The sequence below is a fragment of the Alkaliphilus crotonatoxidans genome, from assembly GCF_054658015.1.
Window position 1 is genome coordinate 1,017,263 of record NZ_BAAHXS010000006.1, and the last position, 18,542, is coordinate 1,035,804.

At 40.7% G+C, this 18,542-nt stretch carries 18 protein-coding genes; 3 read left to right on the forward strand and 15 right to left on the reverse strand.

The window, feature by feature from the left end; all coding sequences use genetic code 11:
• Nucleotides 1-8 precede the first annotated feature (8 nt).
• From ruvB to ACYQ1I_RS16930, 6 genes are all read right to left on the reverse strand, one after another.
• Nucleotides 9-1,019 carry a Holliday junction branch migration DNA helicase RuvB gene (gene ruvB / locus ACYQ1I_RS16905; RefSeq protein ID WP_459767409.1) on the reverse strand — a complete coding sequence of 337 codons (1,011 nt, stop codon included), beginning with the start codon at nucleotides 1,017-1,019 and terminating at the stop codon, nucleotides 9-11.
• 15 nt (nucleotides 1,020-1,034) lie between these two features.
• Nucleotides 1,035-1,622, reverse strand: coding sequence for a Holliday junction branch migration protein RuvA (gene ruvA, locus ACYQ1I_RS16910; protein WP_459767411.1), 588 nt, complete (start codon nucleotides 1,620-1,622; stop codon nucleotides 1,035-1,037).
• A gap of 19 nt (nucleotides 1,623-1,641) precedes the next feature.
• On the reverse strand, nucleotides 1,642-2,136 hold the full coding sequence (gene ruvC / locus ACYQ1I_RS16915; protein ID WP_459767413.1) for a crossover junction endodeoxyribonuclease RuvC: 495 nt from the start codon (nucleotides 2,134-2,136) through the stop codon (nucleotides 1,642-1,644).
• Between the two features lie 86 nt (nucleotides 2,137-2,222).
• Entirely contained in the window at nucleotides 2,223-3,122 is a 900-nt protein-coding gene (locus ACYQ1I_RS16920) for a fumarylacetoacetate hydrolase family protein (RefSeq protein ID WP_459767414.1), read from the reverse strand.
• Between the two features lie 212 nt (nucleotides 3,123-3,334).
• The gene (locus tag ACYQ1I_RS16925) at nucleotides 3,335-3,982 is read right to left on the reverse strand and encodes a BofC C-terminal domain-containing protein (RefSeq protein WP_459767416.1); all 648 of its coding nucleotides are present in this window, start codon (nucleotides 3,980-3,982) and stop codon (nucleotides 3,335-3,337) included.
• 102 nt (nucleotides 3,983-4,084) lie between these two features.
• Nucleotides 4,085-5,260, reverse strand: coding sequence for a hypothetical protein (locus ACYQ1I_RS16930; protein WP_459767418.1), 1,176 nt, complete (start codon nucleotides 5,258-5,260; stop codon nucleotides 4,085-4,087).
• A gap of 153 nt (nucleotides 5,261-5,413) precedes the next feature.
• Here ACYQ1I_RS16930 and ACYQ1I_RS16935 point away from each other — a divergent pair, with 153 nt between their 5' ends.
• Entirely contained in the window at nucleotides 5,414-5,614 is a 201-nt protein-coding gene (locus ACYQ1I_RS16935) for a DUF378 domain-containing protein (protein WP_459767420.1), read from the forward strand.
• Nucleotides 5,615-5,822: 208 nt separating this feature from the next.
• On the opposite strand, the gene ACYQ1I_RS16940 is transcribed toward ACYQ1I_RS16935, so the two are convergent.
• The 4 genes from ACYQ1I_RS16940 to ACYQ1I_RS16955 all read right to left on the reverse strand — a co-directional run bounded on the left by ACYQ1I_RS16940 (nucleotide 5,823) and on the right by ACYQ1I_RS16955 (nucleotide 9,407).
• The gene (locus tag ACYQ1I_RS16940) at nucleotides 5,823-6,152 is read right to left on the reverse strand and encodes a Fur family transcriptional regulator (protein ID WP_459767422.1); all 330 of its coding nucleotides are present in this window, start codon (nucleotides 6,150-6,152) and stop codon (nucleotides 5,823-5,825) included.
• Nucleotides 6,153-6,376: 224 nt separating this feature from the next.
• Nucleotides 6,377-7,255: a GerMN domain-containing protein gene (locus tag ACYQ1I_RS16945; protein ID WP_459767424.1), complete on the reverse strand. Its 879-nt coding sequence runs from the start codon at nucleotides 7,253-7,255 to the stop codon at nucleotides 6,377-6,379.
• Nucleotides 7,256-7,306: 51 nt separating this feature from the next.
• A complete protein-coding gene (locus ACYQ1I_RS16950) occupies nucleotides 7,307-8,659 on the reverse strand; it encodes a sensor histidine kinase (RefSeq protein WP_459767426.1) in 1,353 nt (450 codons plus the stop codon).
• 61 nt (nucleotides 8,660-8,720) lie between these two features.
• Complete coding sequence (locus tag ACYQ1I_RS16955) at nucleotides 8,721-9,407, reverse strand: response regulator (protein WP_459767428.1); 687 nt, start codon at nucleotides 9,405-9,407, stop codon at nucleotides 8,721-8,723.
• 423 nt (nucleotides 9,408-9,830) lie between these two features.
• Between ACYQ1I_RS16955 and ACYQ1I_RS16960 the strand changes: the two genes are divergently transcribed.
• A complete protein-coding gene (locus ACYQ1I_RS16960) occupies nucleotides 9,831-11,186 on the forward strand; it encodes an alanine/glycine:cation symporter family protein (protein WP_459767430.1) in 1,356 nt (451 codons plus the stop codon).
• Between the two features lie 101 nt (nucleotides 11,187-11,287).
• Here the strand turns inward: ACYQ1I_RS16960 and ACYQ1I_RS16965 are convergent, their stop codons facing one another.
• Complete coding sequence (locus tag ACYQ1I_RS16965) at nucleotides 11,288-11,881, reverse strand: helix-hairpin-helix domain-containing protein (protein WP_459767432.1); 594 nt, start codon at nucleotides 11,879-11,881, stop codon at nucleotides 11,288-11,290.
• 170 nt (nucleotides 11,882-12,051) lie between these two features.
• Here ACYQ1I_RS16965 and ACYQ1I_RS16970 point away from each other — a divergent pair, with 170 nt between their 5' ends.
• Complete coding sequence (locus ACYQ1I_RS16970) at nucleotides 12,052-13,368, forward strand: D-alanyl-D-alanine carboxypeptidase family protein (RefSeq protein ID WP_459767434.1); 1,317 nt, start codon at nucleotides 12,052-12,054, stop codon at nucleotides 13,366-13,368.
• Between the two features lie 30 nt (nucleotides 13,369-13,398).
• Here the strand turns inward: ACYQ1I_RS16970 and sdaAA are convergent, their stop codons facing one another.
• The 4 genes from sdaAA to ACYQ1I_RS16990 form a co-directional block, all read right to left on the reverse strand.
• Nucleotides 13,399-14,274 (reverse strand): L-serine ammonia-lyase, iron-sulfur-dependent, subunit alpha, encoded by an 876-nt coding sequence (sdaAA, locus tag ACYQ1I_RS16975; protein ID WP_459767436.1) that lies wholly within the window; start codon nucleotides 14,272-14,274, stop codon nucleotides 13,399-13,401.
• Between the two features lie 17 nt (nucleotides 14,275-14,291).
• Nucleotides 14,292-14,960 (reverse strand): L-serine ammonia-lyase, iron-sulfur-dependent subunit beta, encoded by a 669-nt coding sequence (gene sdaAB / locus ACYQ1I_RS16980; RefSeq protein ID WP_459767438.1) that lies wholly within the window; start codon nucleotides 14,958-14,960, stop codon nucleotides 14,292-14,294.
• A gap of 193 nt (nucleotides 14,961-15,153) precedes the next feature.
• The gene (locus ACYQ1I_RS16985) at nucleotides 15,154-16,902 is read right to left on the reverse strand and encodes an NADH-dependent [FeFe] hydrogenase, group A6 (RefSeq protein ID WP_459767440.1); all 1,749 of its coding nucleotides are present in this window, start codon (nucleotides 16,900-16,902) and stop codon (nucleotides 15,154-15,156) included.
• An 11-nt stretch (nucleotides 16,903-16,913) separates the two neighbouring features.
• Entirely contained in the window at nucleotides 16,914-18,533 is a 1,620-nt protein-coding gene (locus tag ACYQ1I_RS16990) for an NADH-ubiquinone oxidoreductase-F iron-sulfur binding region domain-containing protein (protein WP_459767442.1), read from the reverse strand.
• Nucleotides 18,534-18,542: the final 9 nt, after the last annotated feature.

Below are 18,542 nucleotides of genomic sequence, written 5' to 3' on the forward strand. Positions count from 1 at the left end.
TTTTTCACCTACTCCTTAAGCGGTATATTAAAATGCCGATAGGCCTTTTCTGTTACCATCCTTCCCCGGGGAGTTCGGTTAATAAAACCTAATTGCAGCAGATACGGCTCATAGACATCTTCTATTGTGTTTTTTTCTTCCCCGGTGGAGGCAGCCAGGGTATCGATTCCTACAGGGCCGCCGCCAAAATTTTCTATCATGGTCGTAATCATTTTTTTATCTACCCCATCTAGTCCAAGGCCGTCGATTTCCATCATCTCTAAGGCCAGGCAGGCCACATGGCGATCAATTTTCCCCTGGGCCCTTACCTGGGCATAGTCTCTAACCCGCTTCAAAAGACGATTAGCAATTCTTGGAGTTCCCCTGGAACGGGTGGCAATTTCAACCGCCCCTTCCTGATCAATTTCTACATTCAATATTCTGGCTGACCGAATCACAATGTCTGTTAATTGCTCTGTATTGTAAAGGGCCAGCTTACAAATTACCCCAAAGCGATCCCTGAGGGGAGAGGTTAACAGCCCCGCCCGGGTAGTGGCCCCAATTAGGGTGAATTTAGACAAATCCAACCTGATTGAACGGGCACTGGGGCCCTTTCCTATGATGATATCCAGGGCATAATCCTCCATGGCAGGATACAGTATTTCCTCTACGGTACGGTTTAAACGATGGATTTCATCGATAAAGAGCACATCATTCTCTGATAAATTTGTTAGAATTGCTGCCAGGTCTCCGGGCCTTTCAATGGCAGGGCCAGAGGTTATTCTAATATTGACATTCATCTCATTGGCTATAATATTGGACAGGGTGGTTTTTCCCAGTCCGGGAGGGCCATATAACAGTACATGATCCAAGGCCTCGTGCCTACCCTTGGCGGCTTCAATATAAATTTTCAAACGTTCCTTCACGCTTTCCTGCCCGATGTAATCCTCCAGCTTTTTAGGTCTTAGTCCACCATCAAGGTCCAGGTCCTCTTCCCTGAAATGACTGGTGACAATTCGATCTTCAGCTTCACTAAACATAGTATTCCCTCTTTTCTATTTAACCAACCATTTTAATGCGTTTTTAATAATTTCTTCTGTCTTTCCATTTTCCTGTCCTACGGCCAGCAATGCCTTTTCAGCTTCTGTGCGGTGATAGCCTAGGGCCATGAGGGCATCTATAACCTCTTGATTGCTCGACGCCTCTGGTTCTAAAATATCGTTTTCTTCCCTTTCCACCGAGAAATGCTTCACCTTATCCTTTAATTCCAGTACAATTCTCTCTGCTGTCTTTTTACCTACCCCCGGGGCCTTGGAAATGGCTTGAAAATCATTACCTCCAATAAAACCCACCAACCGTTGGGGCGTATAGGTGGATAAAATTCCCGTAGCTACCTTGGGGCCAATTTTAGATACTGAAATCAGATGTTTAAAAAGCTCCAGCTCTTCCTTTGTTACAAAGCCGTAAAGACTGATTTCATCTTCCTTTACCGCTAAATAGGTATAGATGGTGAGGGCTTCGCCCTTCCTGGCCTGGGCTGCACTATTCATGGTGCTGTTAATTCGATAGCCGATTCCATTCACCTCTACAATTATTTTATCTAATAGGATATCTGCAACAATCCCCTTTATATATTCAAACAAGTGCAATCCCTCCGTTATTTTACTTTAAACGAAACAGGTTCCGGAAATTACCCGAATGGGCATGACAAACCGCCACTGCCAAGGCATCGGCCACATCATCGGGCTTTGGGACCTTTTCTAAATTCAGCAGTGCTTTAATCATTTGCTGAACCTGACTTTTGTCTGCCCTGCCATATCCCACCACCCCCTGCTTAACCTGAAGGGGCGTGTATTCATAAACAGGGATCTGCTTTAAGGCCGCCGAAAGTAAGGCTACACCCCTGGCTTGACCTACTAAAATGGCCGTTTTGGCATTGGTATTAAAAAATAGCTCCTCAATGGCAACTGCCTGGGGCCGATAGGTTTCAATCAAACTGCTTAACTGAACAAATATTGCTTCTAATCGCTGATCTGTCGTAATATCATTGGAGGTTTTAATGGCGTCATAATGAATGACCTTAAAGCGATTTCCCTCATAATGAATAATTCCAATGCCCATAATCGCAATTCCTGGGTCTATTCCTAATATAATCATACTGACCTCCTGCGGCTTCTATTATCTTTATTATGATTTAATATAATTTCCTTCCAAACAGTCTTCCCAGCGTGGGATTTAAATTATTACCATGCTGCAACTGTATTTTTAAGGGTTCCGATTCCTTCTATTTCACATTCCACCACATCTCCAGGCTTCATAAATCGTGGCGGGTTAAAGCCCATGCCTACACCAGAGGGGGTACCGGTGGCGATGATATCACCGGGCTTTAAGGTCATTCCCCGGGATAAATCCTCTATGATGGTTGGAATATCAAAAATGAAATCCGACGTATTGCCCTGCTGTCTTATTTCACCGTTAATTTTGCTTATTACCTTAAGCTCTAAGGGCAGAGGCAGTTGACTTTTATGGACAATACAGGGGCCTAAGGCTGTGAAGCTGTCTAGGCTTTTTCCTCGAAACCATTGCATGTGCCTTTGCTGCAGATCCCTTGCCGAAAGATCGTTCATAATGGTATAGCCAAAAATATAATTTTCGACTTCTTCTTTAGGAATATTGATTCCCTCCTTACCAATTACCACAGCCAGTTCCACCTCATAGTCCAGCATGGTTGTCACGGCTTCATTTCCATTGATTCTTTCATGGGGCCCTATGGCTCGATGAACTCTTTTGGAAAAGTAAACAGGATACTTTGGCAGCTCTATTTTTTGATTAAATCCCTTGGCGGTTTCCTGTACATGCTCCTTATAATTTAGTCCTAGACAAAGAATATCGTGAACCGGCTGCGAAATGGGGGCCTGAATTTGAACCTCTCTAAGGAGCTTTCCCGAATAGCCCTCAAAGTTATTTTGGTAAAGCTCCTTCAATCGAAATATTTCATTTTCTTCAGTTCGGCTTATAAAACCATTCATATCTTCAAAATGTTCAGGCAGCCCCAGCTGATTAAGGTCATACACCTTGGTGCCCTCTGCATTGATAATTCCAATAGCTTTTTGATTGTCTATATGATAGCTGATAAACTTCATTGTTTTCCTCCCTCCTAAAAAAGAAATGACATTATAATATTCTCCGTCATTTACAATGTCCCCTTCTTATTTTTTATTATTTATAAAAAATCTGTAGAAGGAAATGTAAAACTAAGGTCGAACTGATTAAAATTATCTTGAAATCAAGTGAAGAATAGGGCCCAAAAAGCCCCCACATAAAAATGTGAGGGCTTTAAGATTGATATCATAGGTTAAGAGCTATAATCCTCTAGGAGCTGATTAACCTCTTCCTGGGTTTTTAATAAAATACCACGGCTCAGTTTGTCCTGATCCACCTTCGGTAAGACAGCAATTGGAATAGAAGTTTTTTCAACTAAATGTCTAACTCCAGCCTCATCAAATTGATAAATGGCTATATAGCCGTCCTGGTGGGAAACAAGGTAATGATTGGGACAAATTTGATCCTTTGCTTGAAATAATATGACTTCATCGCCAGAAAAACGAACCACCTGCCAATCAGATAAATCCAGGGCCACCAGCGCCTTAAAATCCTGTTCCTTTAATCCAATCATCTTTTCATCCGGGGCCGTTACGTCATCTCGTATTGTTTGACATTGAGTAAAATGAGTGCGATATATTATTTTTGTATCTTCTCCAATCGATATTTTATGACTGGCAACGGGTTCATCCAAATCTTCAGGGTTTTCGGGAAGCTCTGTCAAGCCAAGCTTGCTATTTTCCTCCTGTTGCCGATTGTTATCATCAAGCTCCGTTACTTGAGGGTTTTCTCCAACTCTGAGGGGACCAATATAGTAACCAAATATGAAGCCCACCAGACCAAAAATCAACCAGATTGCAAAAAAAGCTGCAATATATGGGCCGCTTCGCCTTCTTCTCATGGCTATAACCTCCTTATACTCTATGGAGGTTATTTTAACCAAATATCTAAATATTATACAGGGCTATGCTCTTTACTCATTGCAAAATCCTACAATTTAAGGCTATTTAAGCTCTTCTAGATATTCAAAAAAGTCCATGGTCTCTCCTTCCGCATATTCATAAATAATTGACCCAGGAGCCTGATGCTTAAATATTCTTTCCACCTGACCTTTAAAATCCGGCTTATCCATCAGCTGTTGATTCCTTTTTTCCTCCTGGGGCCGGTAGCTGCACAAAATCAACTGTTGAAAGTGATTTAGGAAATAGATTCCCTTTATGTCTCTTCCCAGATAATACACTTCTTCATAGGTATGCTGATTTCGCTCATGGAATTCAACCACCATTGTCCCTTGATTAAATTCATATCTTAATGAATTGTTCAGGTGTTTGATCAGTCCTTCGATGATGGTGCTGTCGGTTACATTGGTTCGATAGATTTGTAAGGTTTCAGGATACTGTATGGCATAAGCCACTGCTTCGGGATTAAGTTTTTTAACCTTGTTTCGCTGCCTGAAGCTTTTTATTCTAAATTCTCCGTTTTCCCTAATCACCTCGTGGGTAGAGAAAACTAAATAATACTGACCCCGAATTTCGATAATTGATTCACACCGAAAGACACCGGAAAGCATCGCAGGCTTAATAACATTCTTCAACAGGGTTCCTCCACTGCCAAAGCCCAGTGATGGTATGGGTCTTAAATTGTGATTTGAAAGTAAATAATGAATGCCCAAGTGATCCCTGGCCACCAGCCTCATCATAAACAGATTGATGAGCTGTATTGGATCGTCCACCTTTTCAGATATATAACCCATTATCCTGTCTTCCATTCCTTCGATACGAGGAATTTTATAATCTAAAATAAATCTGTATTCCGAAGCCTTAGGCATTATTTTTTTAAATTTTTTGTTATAGGTAGAAAATTGCTGTATTAGAAAAAAAGCATCTTTTTGAGTGATTGGAATCCTTTCTCCTCCTAAAGCTCCCAAAAATTGTTCTGTATATTTGTCTGTCTGATCAATATCTAATGTATGTATACTAAGGTAGTCATAAATACCATGCTCTTCGGCATCTAATAAAAACCATTGTACATAGTGCTCTTGACTACTCCTTAACCAATGGAGCTTTAATGCAATTACACCCATTAATCTGGTTTTAGTAATGAGGCCTCCTTGAAATCGCAGCCTTCTTTTTATAGATGCTTCGTTAACGATTAGCTTTAAGTTCTTTGAATCAATCACAACATTTCCTCCAATCAAGGTAATCTACCCTCATTGTTCCACCCGCCGGCTTTTCTATTCCGTTACTATTTTTTTAGGTTTTTAATGGTATGAATTTGATTAAATGATGCCATACTATATTTGACTATATATTCAATTAAAGGAGTTGAAAAAATGGATAGATTAGCTCTTATTTTAGTTATTGTGGGTGCTTTAAACTGGGGCTTAATAGGATTATTTCAATATGATCTTGTGGCAGCCCTGTTTGGAGGGCAAGAATCTCTTCTAAGCCGAATTGTCTATTCCCTTGTGGGTCTGGCCGGAGCCTATTGCATTAGTTTCTTATTCCGTGAAAGATCCACTACAAAAGAATAATATAAAATAGATATTACCCTCGGGGTAGTATCTATTTTTATTTATTAATGAATTAGGCATAATCTATTTTTGATTATGCCTTAAATGATGTTTACTGTTATCAATTAGTACTAGCTTGATTGATTAGACTTACAGCCCTTGCAATACCCATAAATTTCCAGTTTGTGTTCTACGGCGATAAAGCCATCCTCAGCCTCGATTCGTTCCTTCAATAGCTCAATGGGACACTGAAAATTGTTTTGGTCTGGCCACAGCCCAAACAGATTAAGTGATGGTGATGCTCATTGGTTTCTAATTCATAGTAATTTATGCCATTATCTAAATTATGACGTTTAATAATGGCCGCCTCGGTCAGCACCTCCAAATTTCGATAAACAGTTGAAAAATTCATTGACGTTTCTTTTTGCGTTACCGCCTCATAAACCTCAGCCGCAGTTAATAAGTGCCTTTCTTCCTCTATGAAAACAGCCAGTATTGCCCTTCTCTGATTCGTTATTTTATAGCCCCTTGCCTTTAGCTTTTCTACCTGTTCCTTCACTAAAAATCGCTCCCGATTACCTTTTCTTTTTATGATACAAGTAAGGCTTTCACTTGTCAAATGTCTGTTACAATTAAGCGCAAGCAGAGAGCCCCTGAGGAACTCTTGTAATATCCTGCTGCATCTAAGCAAGTACTAACCCTGAGTTCTCGTCCTCTGAAGCCCTCTGCAATATTATTTTGCTTGAATAGAGAAGATATATACCTTCCAGATTTTACACGATATTAAAACTCTGTAAAGATGAGCTTCCATTCACCCAAGTCATTTTGATATCGAAATTCCACTCCATCATGCTGAATACTGGTACCATCATCAAGGGTTTCGATATAGTCCAATGTAATCGTACCACTTTGTTTATCAGCGGCTGTAATGCTGTAGCTGACAATTTGGAGCTTTGCCGTATTACTTTTATTTTCCCTTAAATATCTAAAAAACAAGGCATAGTCCAGGTTATAATCGCCAGGTCGATAAATTTGATTAAAAGCGTATCGATATTCTTCCCTTTCAATGTAAGCGAAATATTCCTTAACTACCTCAATAACACTTGGAAAGGGGCCCGTCAACAGTTTTTCGTTTCGAGTATAGGGCTCCTTTAAAGACAGCAGCTCCTGATATAGCTCCAGGCGCTCGCCTTCAACCAATATTTGTACTTTATTAATGTGGTTCAATTCCGTTAAGGAATTTATAATAGAATACACGGCAGTAATCTCTTGCCTCTGATCTCCTTGGAAATTGGTCACAAACTCCTTGGAAAAATTGACATAACACGCCCCCTCCACAGTGGTTACCGAATACAGCCTTGTTTGCTGAGGAATGGTGGGTGATAGTATATAGTCACGGGGACCCTTGATCAGCTCCCTTAAGACCACCTCTTCCCTAGATTCAATGGACCTTTCTACAGCTCTTTGTTCCTTTATCAGGTATTCATTCCCAGCATTCCCAAAGTAAAGATTTACTAATTCTACAGACTTTTGAGGAACCGGCGGTATTTCCAGGGAAGGTATTTCAATGTTGTCGTTTGAAAGCTTCAGCCCGCTGCATCTTGTTAGTAAAATCAGGAAAGTAAGTATTAAAAATACAAAAAGCCAAATATTTTTTTTCATCTTTTAATCACCTTTATTATATCAAATTGGTTATTTAGCTTAATAAGCATGCTATGGATTCAACTCCATAGGAAGCTTAATATAGAAGGTTGTCCCTTCGTTTACCTTACTCTCTACTTGAATCAAACCCTGATGCAACCCGACAATTTGATGTGAAATGCTTAGTCCTAATCCGGTGCCCCCTGTTTTTCTTGACCGGGCACTGTCAACACGATAAAACCTTTCAAATATATGGGGCAGACTTTCTTCGGGGATTCCAATTCCATTATCCATCACCTTGATCACAGCATATTTACCCTCTCTATAGATATTAATATTAATCCGCCCGCCCTCATCGGTATATTTAATTGCATTATGGATAATATTCAACAAGGCCTGATGAATCTTTCCAGAATCTAAATAGATCTGAATTTTCTCCCACTGATTGATGAACAGCTTTATTTTCTTTTTGTCTGCCAGGGGTTTAACTGCATTTACCACCTTTTCGACCAGATAATTTACATAGGTAATTTGATAATCCAGCTTTAGCTTTTCTTCGTTAAGGTCTACCATAGCCAACAGGCTTTCGATAATTTGATTCAATCGATCGATTTCTGAGTCTATGTCTTTTAAAAATTCCTGATAAATTTCTACCTTTAAGCTGGGTTGAGTTAACAATGATTCTGACAAAAGCTTCATTGAGCTCAATGGTGTCTTTAATTCATGGGATACATTTCCAACAAATTCCTGACGTTGCTTCTCTATATGGCTTAGCTTTGTACTCATGAAATTATATGCCTTTGACAATTGAGCAATTTCATCATTGCCTTCAATATTCACCTTTTCGTTCATATTACCATGGGCTGTTTTCTGCATGGCCTCCGTCAAGGCCTTAATTGGTTCGGCTATTAAATCTGCAAAAAGAAGACTGATGATTGTAATCAGTACCAGCGTCAAGGCAGACACAATCATTAAAAAGTTTTTAATATTGTCAACTCGCTGGTAGGTGTCCTCCAGAGACATCGATAAAAAAACCACACCTTGAATTCGGTCAGTATAGTTTACAGGTACCCCTACATACATGGTTTTTCCAAATTCACTTAATTCGTAAATATTTGTAATGGTTTCTCCCCTAAGGGCCCTCTCAACCTCAATGGTATCCATTTTTTGATCCCTTAGCACATGAAAAGAATCATAAATTCCGTAGCCCTGACGGTTGACAATTATAATTCTTCCTTCTACGAGCCTGCTGACCTCTTCCATCATTTGGTTGATCAATAATTGGTTAAACTCACCATTGTCTTCATCAACCGTTACCCTGACTCGATTGGCTATAATGTTGGCCTGGGTAATAAAGCTGGTTTCATTTTCTGAGATATAGTTATTTTTAATCGTACCGTAAACGAAAATATTGATAATTAACAAAGCAATAATAAGCAGTAATAAATAGGTGGAAAGCAGCTTCCACCTTATGCTAATAAATTGATTATTTACCCCTAAAATAATATCCTACCCCCCATTTGGTCAATATATATTCAGGGTGACTTGAATTTTTTTCAATCTTTTCTCTTAGCCTTCTGACATGTACGTCGACAGTTCTTAAATCTCCAAAGTACTCATAGCCCCATATAATTTCCAATAGCTCTTCACGGCTGTATACCTTACCGGGATTTGATGCCAGTAAAAGCAATAGGTCAAATTCCTTAGCAGTTAAGCTTATATCAGCCTCCCTTATGGTAGCCTTTCTACCCAGGGTGTAAAGAGTAAAGTCATCTATTTTAATCACTCGATCAGCAGAGGCCTCTGCATTTTGGGTCCTTCTTAAAACCGCCTTAATCCTGGCCTTTAGTTCAAGTATATTAAAGGGCTTGGTTAAATAGTCATCGGCTCCGTACTCAAGACCCAAAATTTTACTCATATCTTCCCCCTTGGCCGTCAGCATGATAATGGGCGTCTGCTGATGTTCTCTTATTTTTTGACAGACCTCCAACCCGTCGATCTTAGGCAGCATTAAATCCAGTAGAATTAAGTCAGGCACTTCATTAAAGGCCATTTCAATTGCCTCTTCACCGTCAACAGCCGTAATAATCTCATAACCATCCTGCTCAAGGCTATATTTTAAACCTTTAACCAATAGGGGCTCGTCGTCAACAATTAGTATTTTAAAACCCATTTCTAATCACCTCATTATTTATTCATTTGCAATGATAGAAAAACAAAATACAAGCTTTATTATTTCATTATATATAATTATTAGCATTTATAAAAGAAGAAAAACAAGGCTATCCTTCCCAGTACTCTTTTAACTTAAATAAGTCCCACTTCTACGATTATTTTTTGAAAATAATGTGAATATAAAAAATTGTTAAATTATTGTATAAATTGCTAAAAGATTTTATTTCCTTTCATTCTCGAATATGTTAATATAAATTTAAAATATAATTACAATTATTTAACAATCGTTTTTACTTAGTCTTTTGAAGTGGGGGCAAGGGGATTTGGCCCTAAAATTTTTTGATTGTTTATAGGGGGGTGTGGATAAAGGAGATTTTAGAGGGTTTTAATTCTTATATAATGAATGATAGGAGGTAAATTTATGCTAGGTTTTATCAATAGGATTGAATCGATTAATGCCATCATCAACAATATTGTCTGGGGCCCCTATATGCTAATTTTACTTGTAGGGACAGGAATTTATTTTACCATCAGAACCAACTTTCTACAAATTCGCAGATTTGGCTTAACCATGAGGGAAACCTTAATGAAAATTCTCTCGAAACCGGAAGCATCAGAGGAAGGTGATATCACTCCATTTCAAGCCCTTTCAACAGCCCTGGCGGCCACCATTGGAACCGGCAACATTGCAGGGGTAGCCACCGCCATCGCCTTGGGTGGACCGGGAGCTATTTTTTGGATGTGGATCTCAGCTTTTTTTGGAATGTTAACTAAATATGCCGAGGTCGTTCTTGCCATACAATATCGAGAGAAAAATCCGCAGGGAGCTTGGGTGGGCGGGCCCATGTACTATATTGAAAAGGGGCTGGGTTTAAAATGGCTGGCAGCCATCTTCTCTATTTTTGGTGCCCTTGCCGCCTTTGGAATAGGTAATATGGTTCAGTCTAATTCTGTAGCCGTAGCGTTAAAATCAACCTTTAATATTCCTCCCCTGGCCACTGGAATTTTCCTAGCCCTCGCTGCCGGCGCCGTAATTATCGGCGGATTGAAACGAATTGCATCAATTACAGAAAGGGTTGTTCCCTTTATGGCATTGTTTTATATGGTCGGCAGCATTACTATTCTTATTCTAAATATCACCGGAATCCCTTCCGCCTTTGCCCTCATATTCAGGCATGCCTTTACCCCTGCCGCAGCCACAGGCGGATTTGCTGGAGCAATAGTAATGGAAAGTATGAAACAAGGAATTGCAAGAGGCGTTTTTTCTAATGAGGCTGGCTTGGGTAGTGCCCCCATTGCCCATGCAGCAGCTAAAACTGATCATGCGGTACGTCAAGGGCTCTGGGGAATTTTTGAAGTATTTGCCGATACCATTGTAATCTGTACTTTAACAGCACTGACTATTATATCAACCGGTGTATGGAATAGTGGATTACGTGGTGCCGATTTAACGACAGAAGCCTTCAATCATGGCCTTCCAGGACCCGGGGGCATTATTGTGGCCATTGGTATTTTTTTCTTTGCCTTTTCAACCATATTAAGCTGGGCATATTATGGCGAAAAATGTGCTGAGCATCTATTTGGATCAAAGGTAAACTTGATTTATCGTATCATCTTTATTCCCTTTATTGTTGTGGGGGCTATTGGCGGCCTAGGTTTAATTTGGGATATAGCCGACACTTTGAATGCCTTAATGGCGATCCCCAATTTAATTGGCCTTTTAGGACTAAGTGGTGTCGTTTTAAAATTAACGACAGATTTTTTCAAAACAAACTAGAGCAGAGCTTATTCCTTTACATTAACGAAAGGCCCCGAACTCCCAGGCCTACTCTCTGGCACCGGGAAATCGGGGCTTTTTTGTTTATCTCATATCATAAATTAATTGACTACGATAAGCTCCTTTATATCTTCGAACTTTTTTTCACCGATACCGCTTACATTTTTTATTTCCTCAGGGCTTTTGAAATTTCCGTACTCCTGACGATAGTTAATAATTCTGTCTGCCAAAGCCTCTCCAATTCCCGGCAAAGCAGTTAGTTCCTGTTGGCCAGCTTGATTAATATTGATCTTTTTCGCTCCTTGGCTAACCTGACCTGAAGAAATTTGATCATCAACCTCTTCGTCTAAGGCCGGAATATATATTTTTTCTTCATCATAGATTTTTTTAGCCATATTAACTTTGCTGCGATCTGCCATTTCTGTCAAACCCCCGGCCGCTTCAACGGCATCGATAACTCGCTGCTCTATAGGAAGCTCGTAGACTCCGGGGGCATTAACCTGCCCTTCAATATGGATTGTGATGGTTTCATGATTCACCCCGTCAATTTCAGAAGCTTCCTCTAACACCAATGGACTGTCTGGCCCGCTTAGTACATAAACCGGCTGCTCCTTTTGGAAGTATCCCTTAATCATGACTACGGTCATTAGGATCCCTACGACAATGATGATTAGGTTTTTTTGCTTTAAATTCAACCCCCTGCCTCCTTTAATCAATCTTTCATATCTGACCCATACTATTATTTTCTATCACAACATAGATTTCCCTCTAAAGTTTTATTTATTTTTTCCTTAAAAATGGGAGCTTTTTTTGTTATACTATATTTATTGGTAAACATCAAATGTATAAGACAAGGGGTATGAGGATGAATTTTAAAAACATGAAAATCATATTAATCTCATTGCTAGCTTTTTTAATTTTTGCCAAACCCATCTATGGAGCCGAACCGGAAATCTCTGCTCCCCACGGAGTTTTAATAGATTTTGAAACCGGGAAGGTTCTATATGATAAAAATGCCCATGAGCCTACTTATCCAGCCAGTACCACCAAGGTCATGACGGCAATTTTAGTACTGGAAAAGGCTAATCTGGATGATGTTGTCACAATTGATTATGATTTTCATGTTGACGGCTCGGGAATGTACCTGGTAAAGGGTGAATCCTTTACTGTAAAAGAGCTTTTTCAGGCCCTATTGATACGATCTGCCAATGATGCTGCCGAAGCGTTGGCTATTCACATCTCGGGTTCCATTGAAGAATTTGTTAAATTAATGAATGAGCGGGCCAAGGAATTGGGGGCATTAAATACTCATTTTACTAATCCCCATGGGCTCCCTGACGAAAATCATACCACCACCGCCTATGATTTAGCTGTTATTTCAAGACATGCAATGGAGTTTCCCTTATTTCGTGAAACCGTTTCAACAACCATGCTTACCTTTGACGAAACGGAGCAAACTCCTGAGAAACGTTATTATCGAAATTCCAACCGGTTCCTCTGGGGAACGGGGGGCGGCAACCTAATGGATTACAGAGGACAAACCATTAACATAAAATATGATATCGTCGATGGGATTAAAACCGGTTATACCAATGCTGCTCAACAATGCCTGGTGGCTTCGGCAATTCAAGACAATCAGCGTTATATTTCAGTGGTTTTGGGAGCCGTAGGTCAGAATATATACATAGATACAAGAACATTGCTGGATTACGGGTATGAAAATTTCTCATCCCATGTGATTAGTGAGCTACATCAGCTGGAGTCAGAAGCTCCGGTAGAAAAAGGCCTTGTTGATTCAATAAAATTAATAACAGCAGATTCCTTTACAGCAATATTGAATCAAGATCAAGACCCCTCTCTTATCACAAAGGAGATTATAATTGAAGATAATATTACGGCACCCATTGAAGAAGGAGCCATTCTTGGAAAGGTTATTTATTCCCTAGGAGACGAGGTTCTGGGGGAAGTGAACCTGATTTCTGAAGCCTTTGTGGATTTAAAACCTTCACTCATACCCTGGGGTGGCTTTGGAAGATATGTATTGATTATATTTATAATATTTGTTGTATGGCAAGTTCTTGTAGCCTATATCCGATTTCAACGGAAAAGACGCAGGTATGTGTATGGCGGATATTCAAGGAGAAACTATCAATTTAGCAAAAATATATTAAAAAGAAGATAGCGGCTAAGGCTATCTTCTTTTTTTAGTTGATTATTCACCTAAAATTTCTTTTTTAATTTTCTGACCTGTAGGAGTGGCGGCCAACCCACCCAGGGCACTTTCACGGAGCTCAAAGGGTAAGCATCTGCCAACTCGATACATTGATTCCACCACTTCATCGAAGGGAATAATACTTTTAACCCCTGCCAGAGCCATTTCAGCAGAAATTAGAGCATTGGCTGCACCTATACCATTACGTTTTTCACAGGGGGCCTCGACCAACCCTGCAATGGGGTCACAAACTAATCCAAGAACATTTTTCAAGGCAATGGCGGCGGCATGCAATGCTTCTTCAGGGGTTCCACCCATCATTTCGACAATAGCACCTGCTGCCATGGCAGCAGCAGAACCGGTTTCAGCCTGACAGCCTCCTTCTGCTCCAGCTACAGTGGCATTTTTGGAAATAATGAAACCAATGGCGCTGGCCGTGATGATTCCATTAAGTAATGCCTCCTCTGATAAATTAAATTCCTCTACAATGGTAATTAATGTACCAGGTAATATTCCACTGGAGCCTGCCGTTGGGGCCGCAACAATTTTCCCCATAGCGGCATTCACCTCTAAAACCGCCATAGACCGGCTTATTGCACGGCTCATTAAAGAACCGCAGACGGATTTTTCTCTCCCATGACGATTATATATTTTTTTAGCGTCTCCTCCAATTAAACCACTGACTGACTTGATTTCTTCCTCTAAGCCCATTTTGACAGCATTTTTCATGATTTCAAGACTAACCCTCATTTTTTCAAGAATTTCATCCGCTGTCAAGCCTGTGGCTTCCATCTCTTTTAACAGCATTACCTGATATATTTTTAAATTATTTTCTGCGCACAACTCTAATAGCTCAATTCCACTAGAAAAGTTCATGATCCTACCACCTTTATTTAATTAATACTGACCAGATAGGCATTTGCAATATATTCAACATTTTTTATGTGCTTTAGAATCTCCACATCGATATCATTATCGGTTTCAATAACCATAAAGGCACTTTTACCCCGATTATAACGGTATACCCGCATAAAGGCAATATTTATATTATACAGACTTAAAATAGCCGTTACCTTGGCAATGACCCCGGGTTTATCGGTATGGGAAATTATCAATGTTGGATAATCACCGGTGAATTCCAGTTTGACTCCGTCGATTTCCGTAATAACGATATTGCCGCCACCGATTGATGAGCCTAATATAGTCAGCTGCTCAGACTGTTGGTTCTCCATTTCAATTTTCACCGTATTGGGATGAACCTCCCCTAGGTCGGACTCATGAAAATGAAATACAATTCCCCTTTCTTCGGCAATTTCAAAGGAATGTTTAATTCGCTCATCATCCTCATTAAATCCTAAAATTCCTCCCAGTAGTGCCTTATCGGTACCATGCCCCCGATAGGTCTTGGCAAAGGAGCCGTGAAGGTAAAAATTCACCTGCTTGATTTCCCCCTTCATCAGCCTGTGGGCTACCTTTCCCAATTTACAGGCACCTGCCGTATGGGAGCTGGAGGGGCCAATCATATTGGGTCCAACGATATCAAATATGCTAAAATCTTTCATAAAGACTCCTACCTTTCTCAACCTATGCATGCTTCCCTATTCAATCTAACAGAAAACAGGAGACTTTTCCAGTTTATTTTCATTAATATTAAGGATATTTAAATTATTTAAATTTTATTGTAATTCAAAATTTTAAACAATCTTCCTGTACTATAAAATCCTTCTATTTCACTTTTATATGGATCACCCACCTTTAAATCCTCTCTTTTGGCTCATATCGGGTATGTAATAAATGATGGGCCCTTTCCCCATAGGGTTCGCCCATGTAGGTCTCATATAGCTTGATTACCTCAGGGTTAAGATGGGATTTTCTGATTTTTTTGTTTTGATCCTCCTGATAGATTGCCAACTGTCTCTTCTTCACCACTTCATCGTTTCCAAAATGATAGGGCTGTCCCCCTCCGCCAATACACCCACCCGGGCAGGCCATAATCTCAATGGCATGGTATTCAGATTTGCCGCTTCTAATCTCTTCCAACAGATGCCTGGCATTTCCAAGGCCATGGGCAATCCCGATCTTTAATTCCCTTCCATTAACCGGTATAACGGCCTCCCGGAGTCCTTTTATTCCCCTCAATGAATGAAAATCTACCTTAGCCAGCTCACTTCCTGTCATCCATTCATGGACAGTTCGAACAGCGGCCTCAATTACACCTCCTGTGGTACCAAAAATAACCGAGGCTCCGGTTGATTCCCCCAGGGGATGATCATAATCCTCATCGGGCAGCTTATTAAAATCTATTCCGGCCTCCTTAATCATGGCAGCCAGTTCACGGGTTGTAATCACAATATCTACATTATTGTAATCATCGATAGCAAGCTCTGTTCTGGCAGCCTCGGCTTTCTTGGCAATGCAAGGCATAACTGACACCATAACTATTTTTTTAGGGTCGATTCCCATCTTCTCGGCAAAGTAAGTCTTAACAATGGTTCCAAGCATAATATGGGGTGATTTACAGGTGGAAGGTACATCTACCAAATCAGGAAATTGATGCTCAATAAAGCTGACCCAGGCCGGGCAGCAGCTTGTCAGCATAGGCAGCCTGCCACCATGTTCCAATCGATGTAATAGCTCCTTGGCCTCTTCAACAATGGTTACATCGGCACCAAAATCTGTATCAAATACTTGATGGAAGCCAAGCCTTCTGAGGGAAGCTACCATTTTGCCAGTAACAATAGTGCCAGGTTCCATTCCAAAGAGCTCTCCCAGGGCCACCCTTATGGCCGGTGCTGTTTGTACAACTACATATTTTTCGGGGTCATTCAACGCCTCCCAAACCTTGGCGATATGATTTGCCTCGGTTAAGGCTGCTGTGGGGCAAACTGCTACGCAGGCCCCACAATAGGTACAGGAGGTTTCAACCATGGGTAAGTTAAAGGCCGGCCCCACAATAGTTTCATAGCCCCTATTGAGTGCCGATAATATTCCACAGGTTTGAATCTCATTGCAGGCGGTTTCACAACGCCGACATAGGATACATTTGTTCTGATTTTTAACCAGGGCCTGACTGCTGCTATCTATATGAAATTCATTTCTCTTGCCTGAATAGTTTATTTCTCGAATATTCAATTCCTTAGCCAGGGCTTGCAGTTCACATTGTAGGTTTCTCGGGCAAATCAGACAGTCTGTAGGATGATTAGACAATAGAAGCTCCACCGCCATTCTCCTGGCCCTGATGGCCTTTAAACTGTCGGTACGGATGACCATTCCCTCATTAACGGGTGTGGCACAGGCCGGAGCTAAATTGGGCCGATCCTTTACTTCAACCATACAAACACGACAGGATGCCGTTCGATTAACCATTTTTAAATCATGCAGATCTAAATGGCATAGGGTTGGTATTTTTATTCCTGCATCAATTGCTGCCTTTAAAATCGTATATTCCCTTGGCACGCTAATTTCTTGATCATTAATTATTATTTTAACCTTTTCCTTTTTCACATTTACACCCCTTACTTCATTTTACAAACCCCAGCCGGGCATTCTTTATTTTTAACATGGGCCAGGTATTCTTCACGAAAATATTTTAAAGTGCTCAGTACCGGATTAGGAGAAGATTGTCCTAATCCACAGAGGGAATTTTCCTTTATCATGTGCCCTAAGGCTTCAAGGCGTTCCAAGTCCTCTTCGGTTCCCTCCCCTTTTGTTATTCTTACTAATATTTCGTGAAGGCGCTTATTGCCAATTCTACAGGGAGTACATTTACCGCAGGATTCCTCTTCTGTAAACTCTAGGTAAAATTTCGCTATGTTTACCATGCAATCATTTTCATCCATGACGATCATTCCCCCTGACCCCATCATAGAGCCAATGGACTTTAGACTCTCATAATCGATCGGAATATCAATTAAATGCTCTGGAATACACCCACCGGAGGGACCTCCCGTTTGAACAGCCTTAAGACCATGATGATCCTTTACACCTCCGCCGATTTCATAAATAATATCCCTCAGCTTGATTCCCATGGGTACCTCCACCAAACCCACATTATTAATTTTTCCCGCCAGGGCAAAGACCTTTGTTCCTTTACTATTTTCTGTACCCAAGCTGCTAAACCATTCAGGTCCCTTTAAAATAATAGGGGGAACATTGGCAAGGGTTTCAACATTATTAACAATAGTGGGATAGTTCCATAGACCGCTTTCTGCTGGAAAGGGAGGTTTGGCATTGGGTTCTCCCCGTCCCCCCTCTACGGAATTGATCAGGGCTGTTTCTTCTCCGCAAACAAAGGCCCCTGCCCCATATTTCAATTCAATATCAAAATTAAAATCTGTATCAAAGAGCCCTTCTCCTAACAGGCCATATTCTCGAGCCTGGTGAATGGCCACATTCAGCCTTTCTATTGCCAGAGGATACTCTGCCCGAATATAGATGAACCCCTTCTGAGCCCCTATGGCATAGCCGGCAATGGCCATGGCTTCTAAAACACTATGGGGGTCCCCCTCCAGAATGCTTCGATCCATAAAGGCTCCTGGGTCTCCTTCATCGGCATTACATATAACATATTTTTTGTCATTTCGATTTCGATAGGCCAGCTCCCATTTCGTACCTGTTGGAAAGCCTCCTCCGCCCCTTCCCCGTAGACCACTTTCCTTTATCAGCTTAATGACCTCTGTCGGTTTCATTTTTGTCAGCGCATTCCCCAGGGCAAGGTAACCATCTAAGCCGATGTATTCTTCAATATTTTCTGGATCGATTATACCGCAATTTCTAAGGGCAATTCGATGCTGCTTTTTATAAAAGGACATATCCCCTTGGTGCTCCACCTTTTCATGCAAATTGGGTTCCTCATAAAGCAGCTCCTCTATTCTTCTACCTTTAACAATTTGCTCCTCAAATATTTTTTTTGCATATCGAGGCTTAACTTCTACATAAAATATGTTATCTGGCAGTACCTTGATAATTGGCCCCTTCTCACAAAACCCAAAGCAGCCCGTTTGTATAACCGAAACTTCATTTTCATATCCATTTTTCTTGATTAAAAGCCGTAATGCTTCAATTAATTTATGGCTGTCCTGGGAATGACAGCCCGTTCCTCCGCAAACCAACAAATGTTGTCTTTGACTTTTCACTTGATTCCC

Coding starts and splice junctions, on each gene's coding strand:
- ruvB (WP_459767409.1), bottom strand. CDS start 1,019: ATGTTTAGTGAAGCTGAAGATCGAATTGTCACCAGTCATTTCAGGGAA.
- ruvC (WP_459767413.1), bottom strand. CDS start 2,136: ATGATTATATTAGGAATAGACCCAGGAATTGCGATTATGGGCATTGGA.
- ACYQ1I_RS16920 (WP_459767414.1), bottom strand. CDS start 3,122: ATGAAGTTTATCAGCTATCATATAGACAATCAAAAAGCTATTGGAATT.
- ACYQ1I_RS16925 (WP_459767416.1), bottom strand. CDS start 3,982: ATGAGAAGAAGGCGAAGCGGCCCATATATTGCAGCTTTTTTTGCAATC.
- ACYQ1I_RS16935 (WP_459767420.1), top strand. CDS start 5,414: ATGGATAGATTAGCTCTTATTTTAGTTATTGTGGGTGCTTTAAACTGG.
- ACYQ1I_RS16945 (WP_459767424.1), bottom strand. CDS start 7,255: ATGAAAAAAAATATTTGGCTTTTTGTATTTTTAATACTTACTTTCCTG.
- ACYQ1I_RS16955 (WP_459767428.1), bottom strand. CDS start 9,407: ATGGGTTTTAAAATACTAATTGTTGACGACGAGCCCCTATTGGTTAAA.
- ACYQ1I_RS16960 (WP_459767430.1), top strand. CDS start 9,831: ATGCTAGGTTTTATCAATAGGATTGAATCGATTAATGCCATCATCAAC.
- ACYQ1I_RS16970 (WP_459767434.1), top strand. CDS start 12,052: ATGAATTTTAAAAACATGAAAATCATATTAATCTCATTGCTAGCTTTT.
- sdaAA (WP_459767436.1), bottom strand. CDS start 14,274: ATGAACTTTTCTAGTGGAATTGAGCTATTAGAGTTGTGCGCAGAAAAT.
- sdaAB (WP_459767438.1), bottom strand. CDS start 14,960: ATGAAAGATTTTAGCATATTTGATATCGTTGGACCCAATATGATTGGC.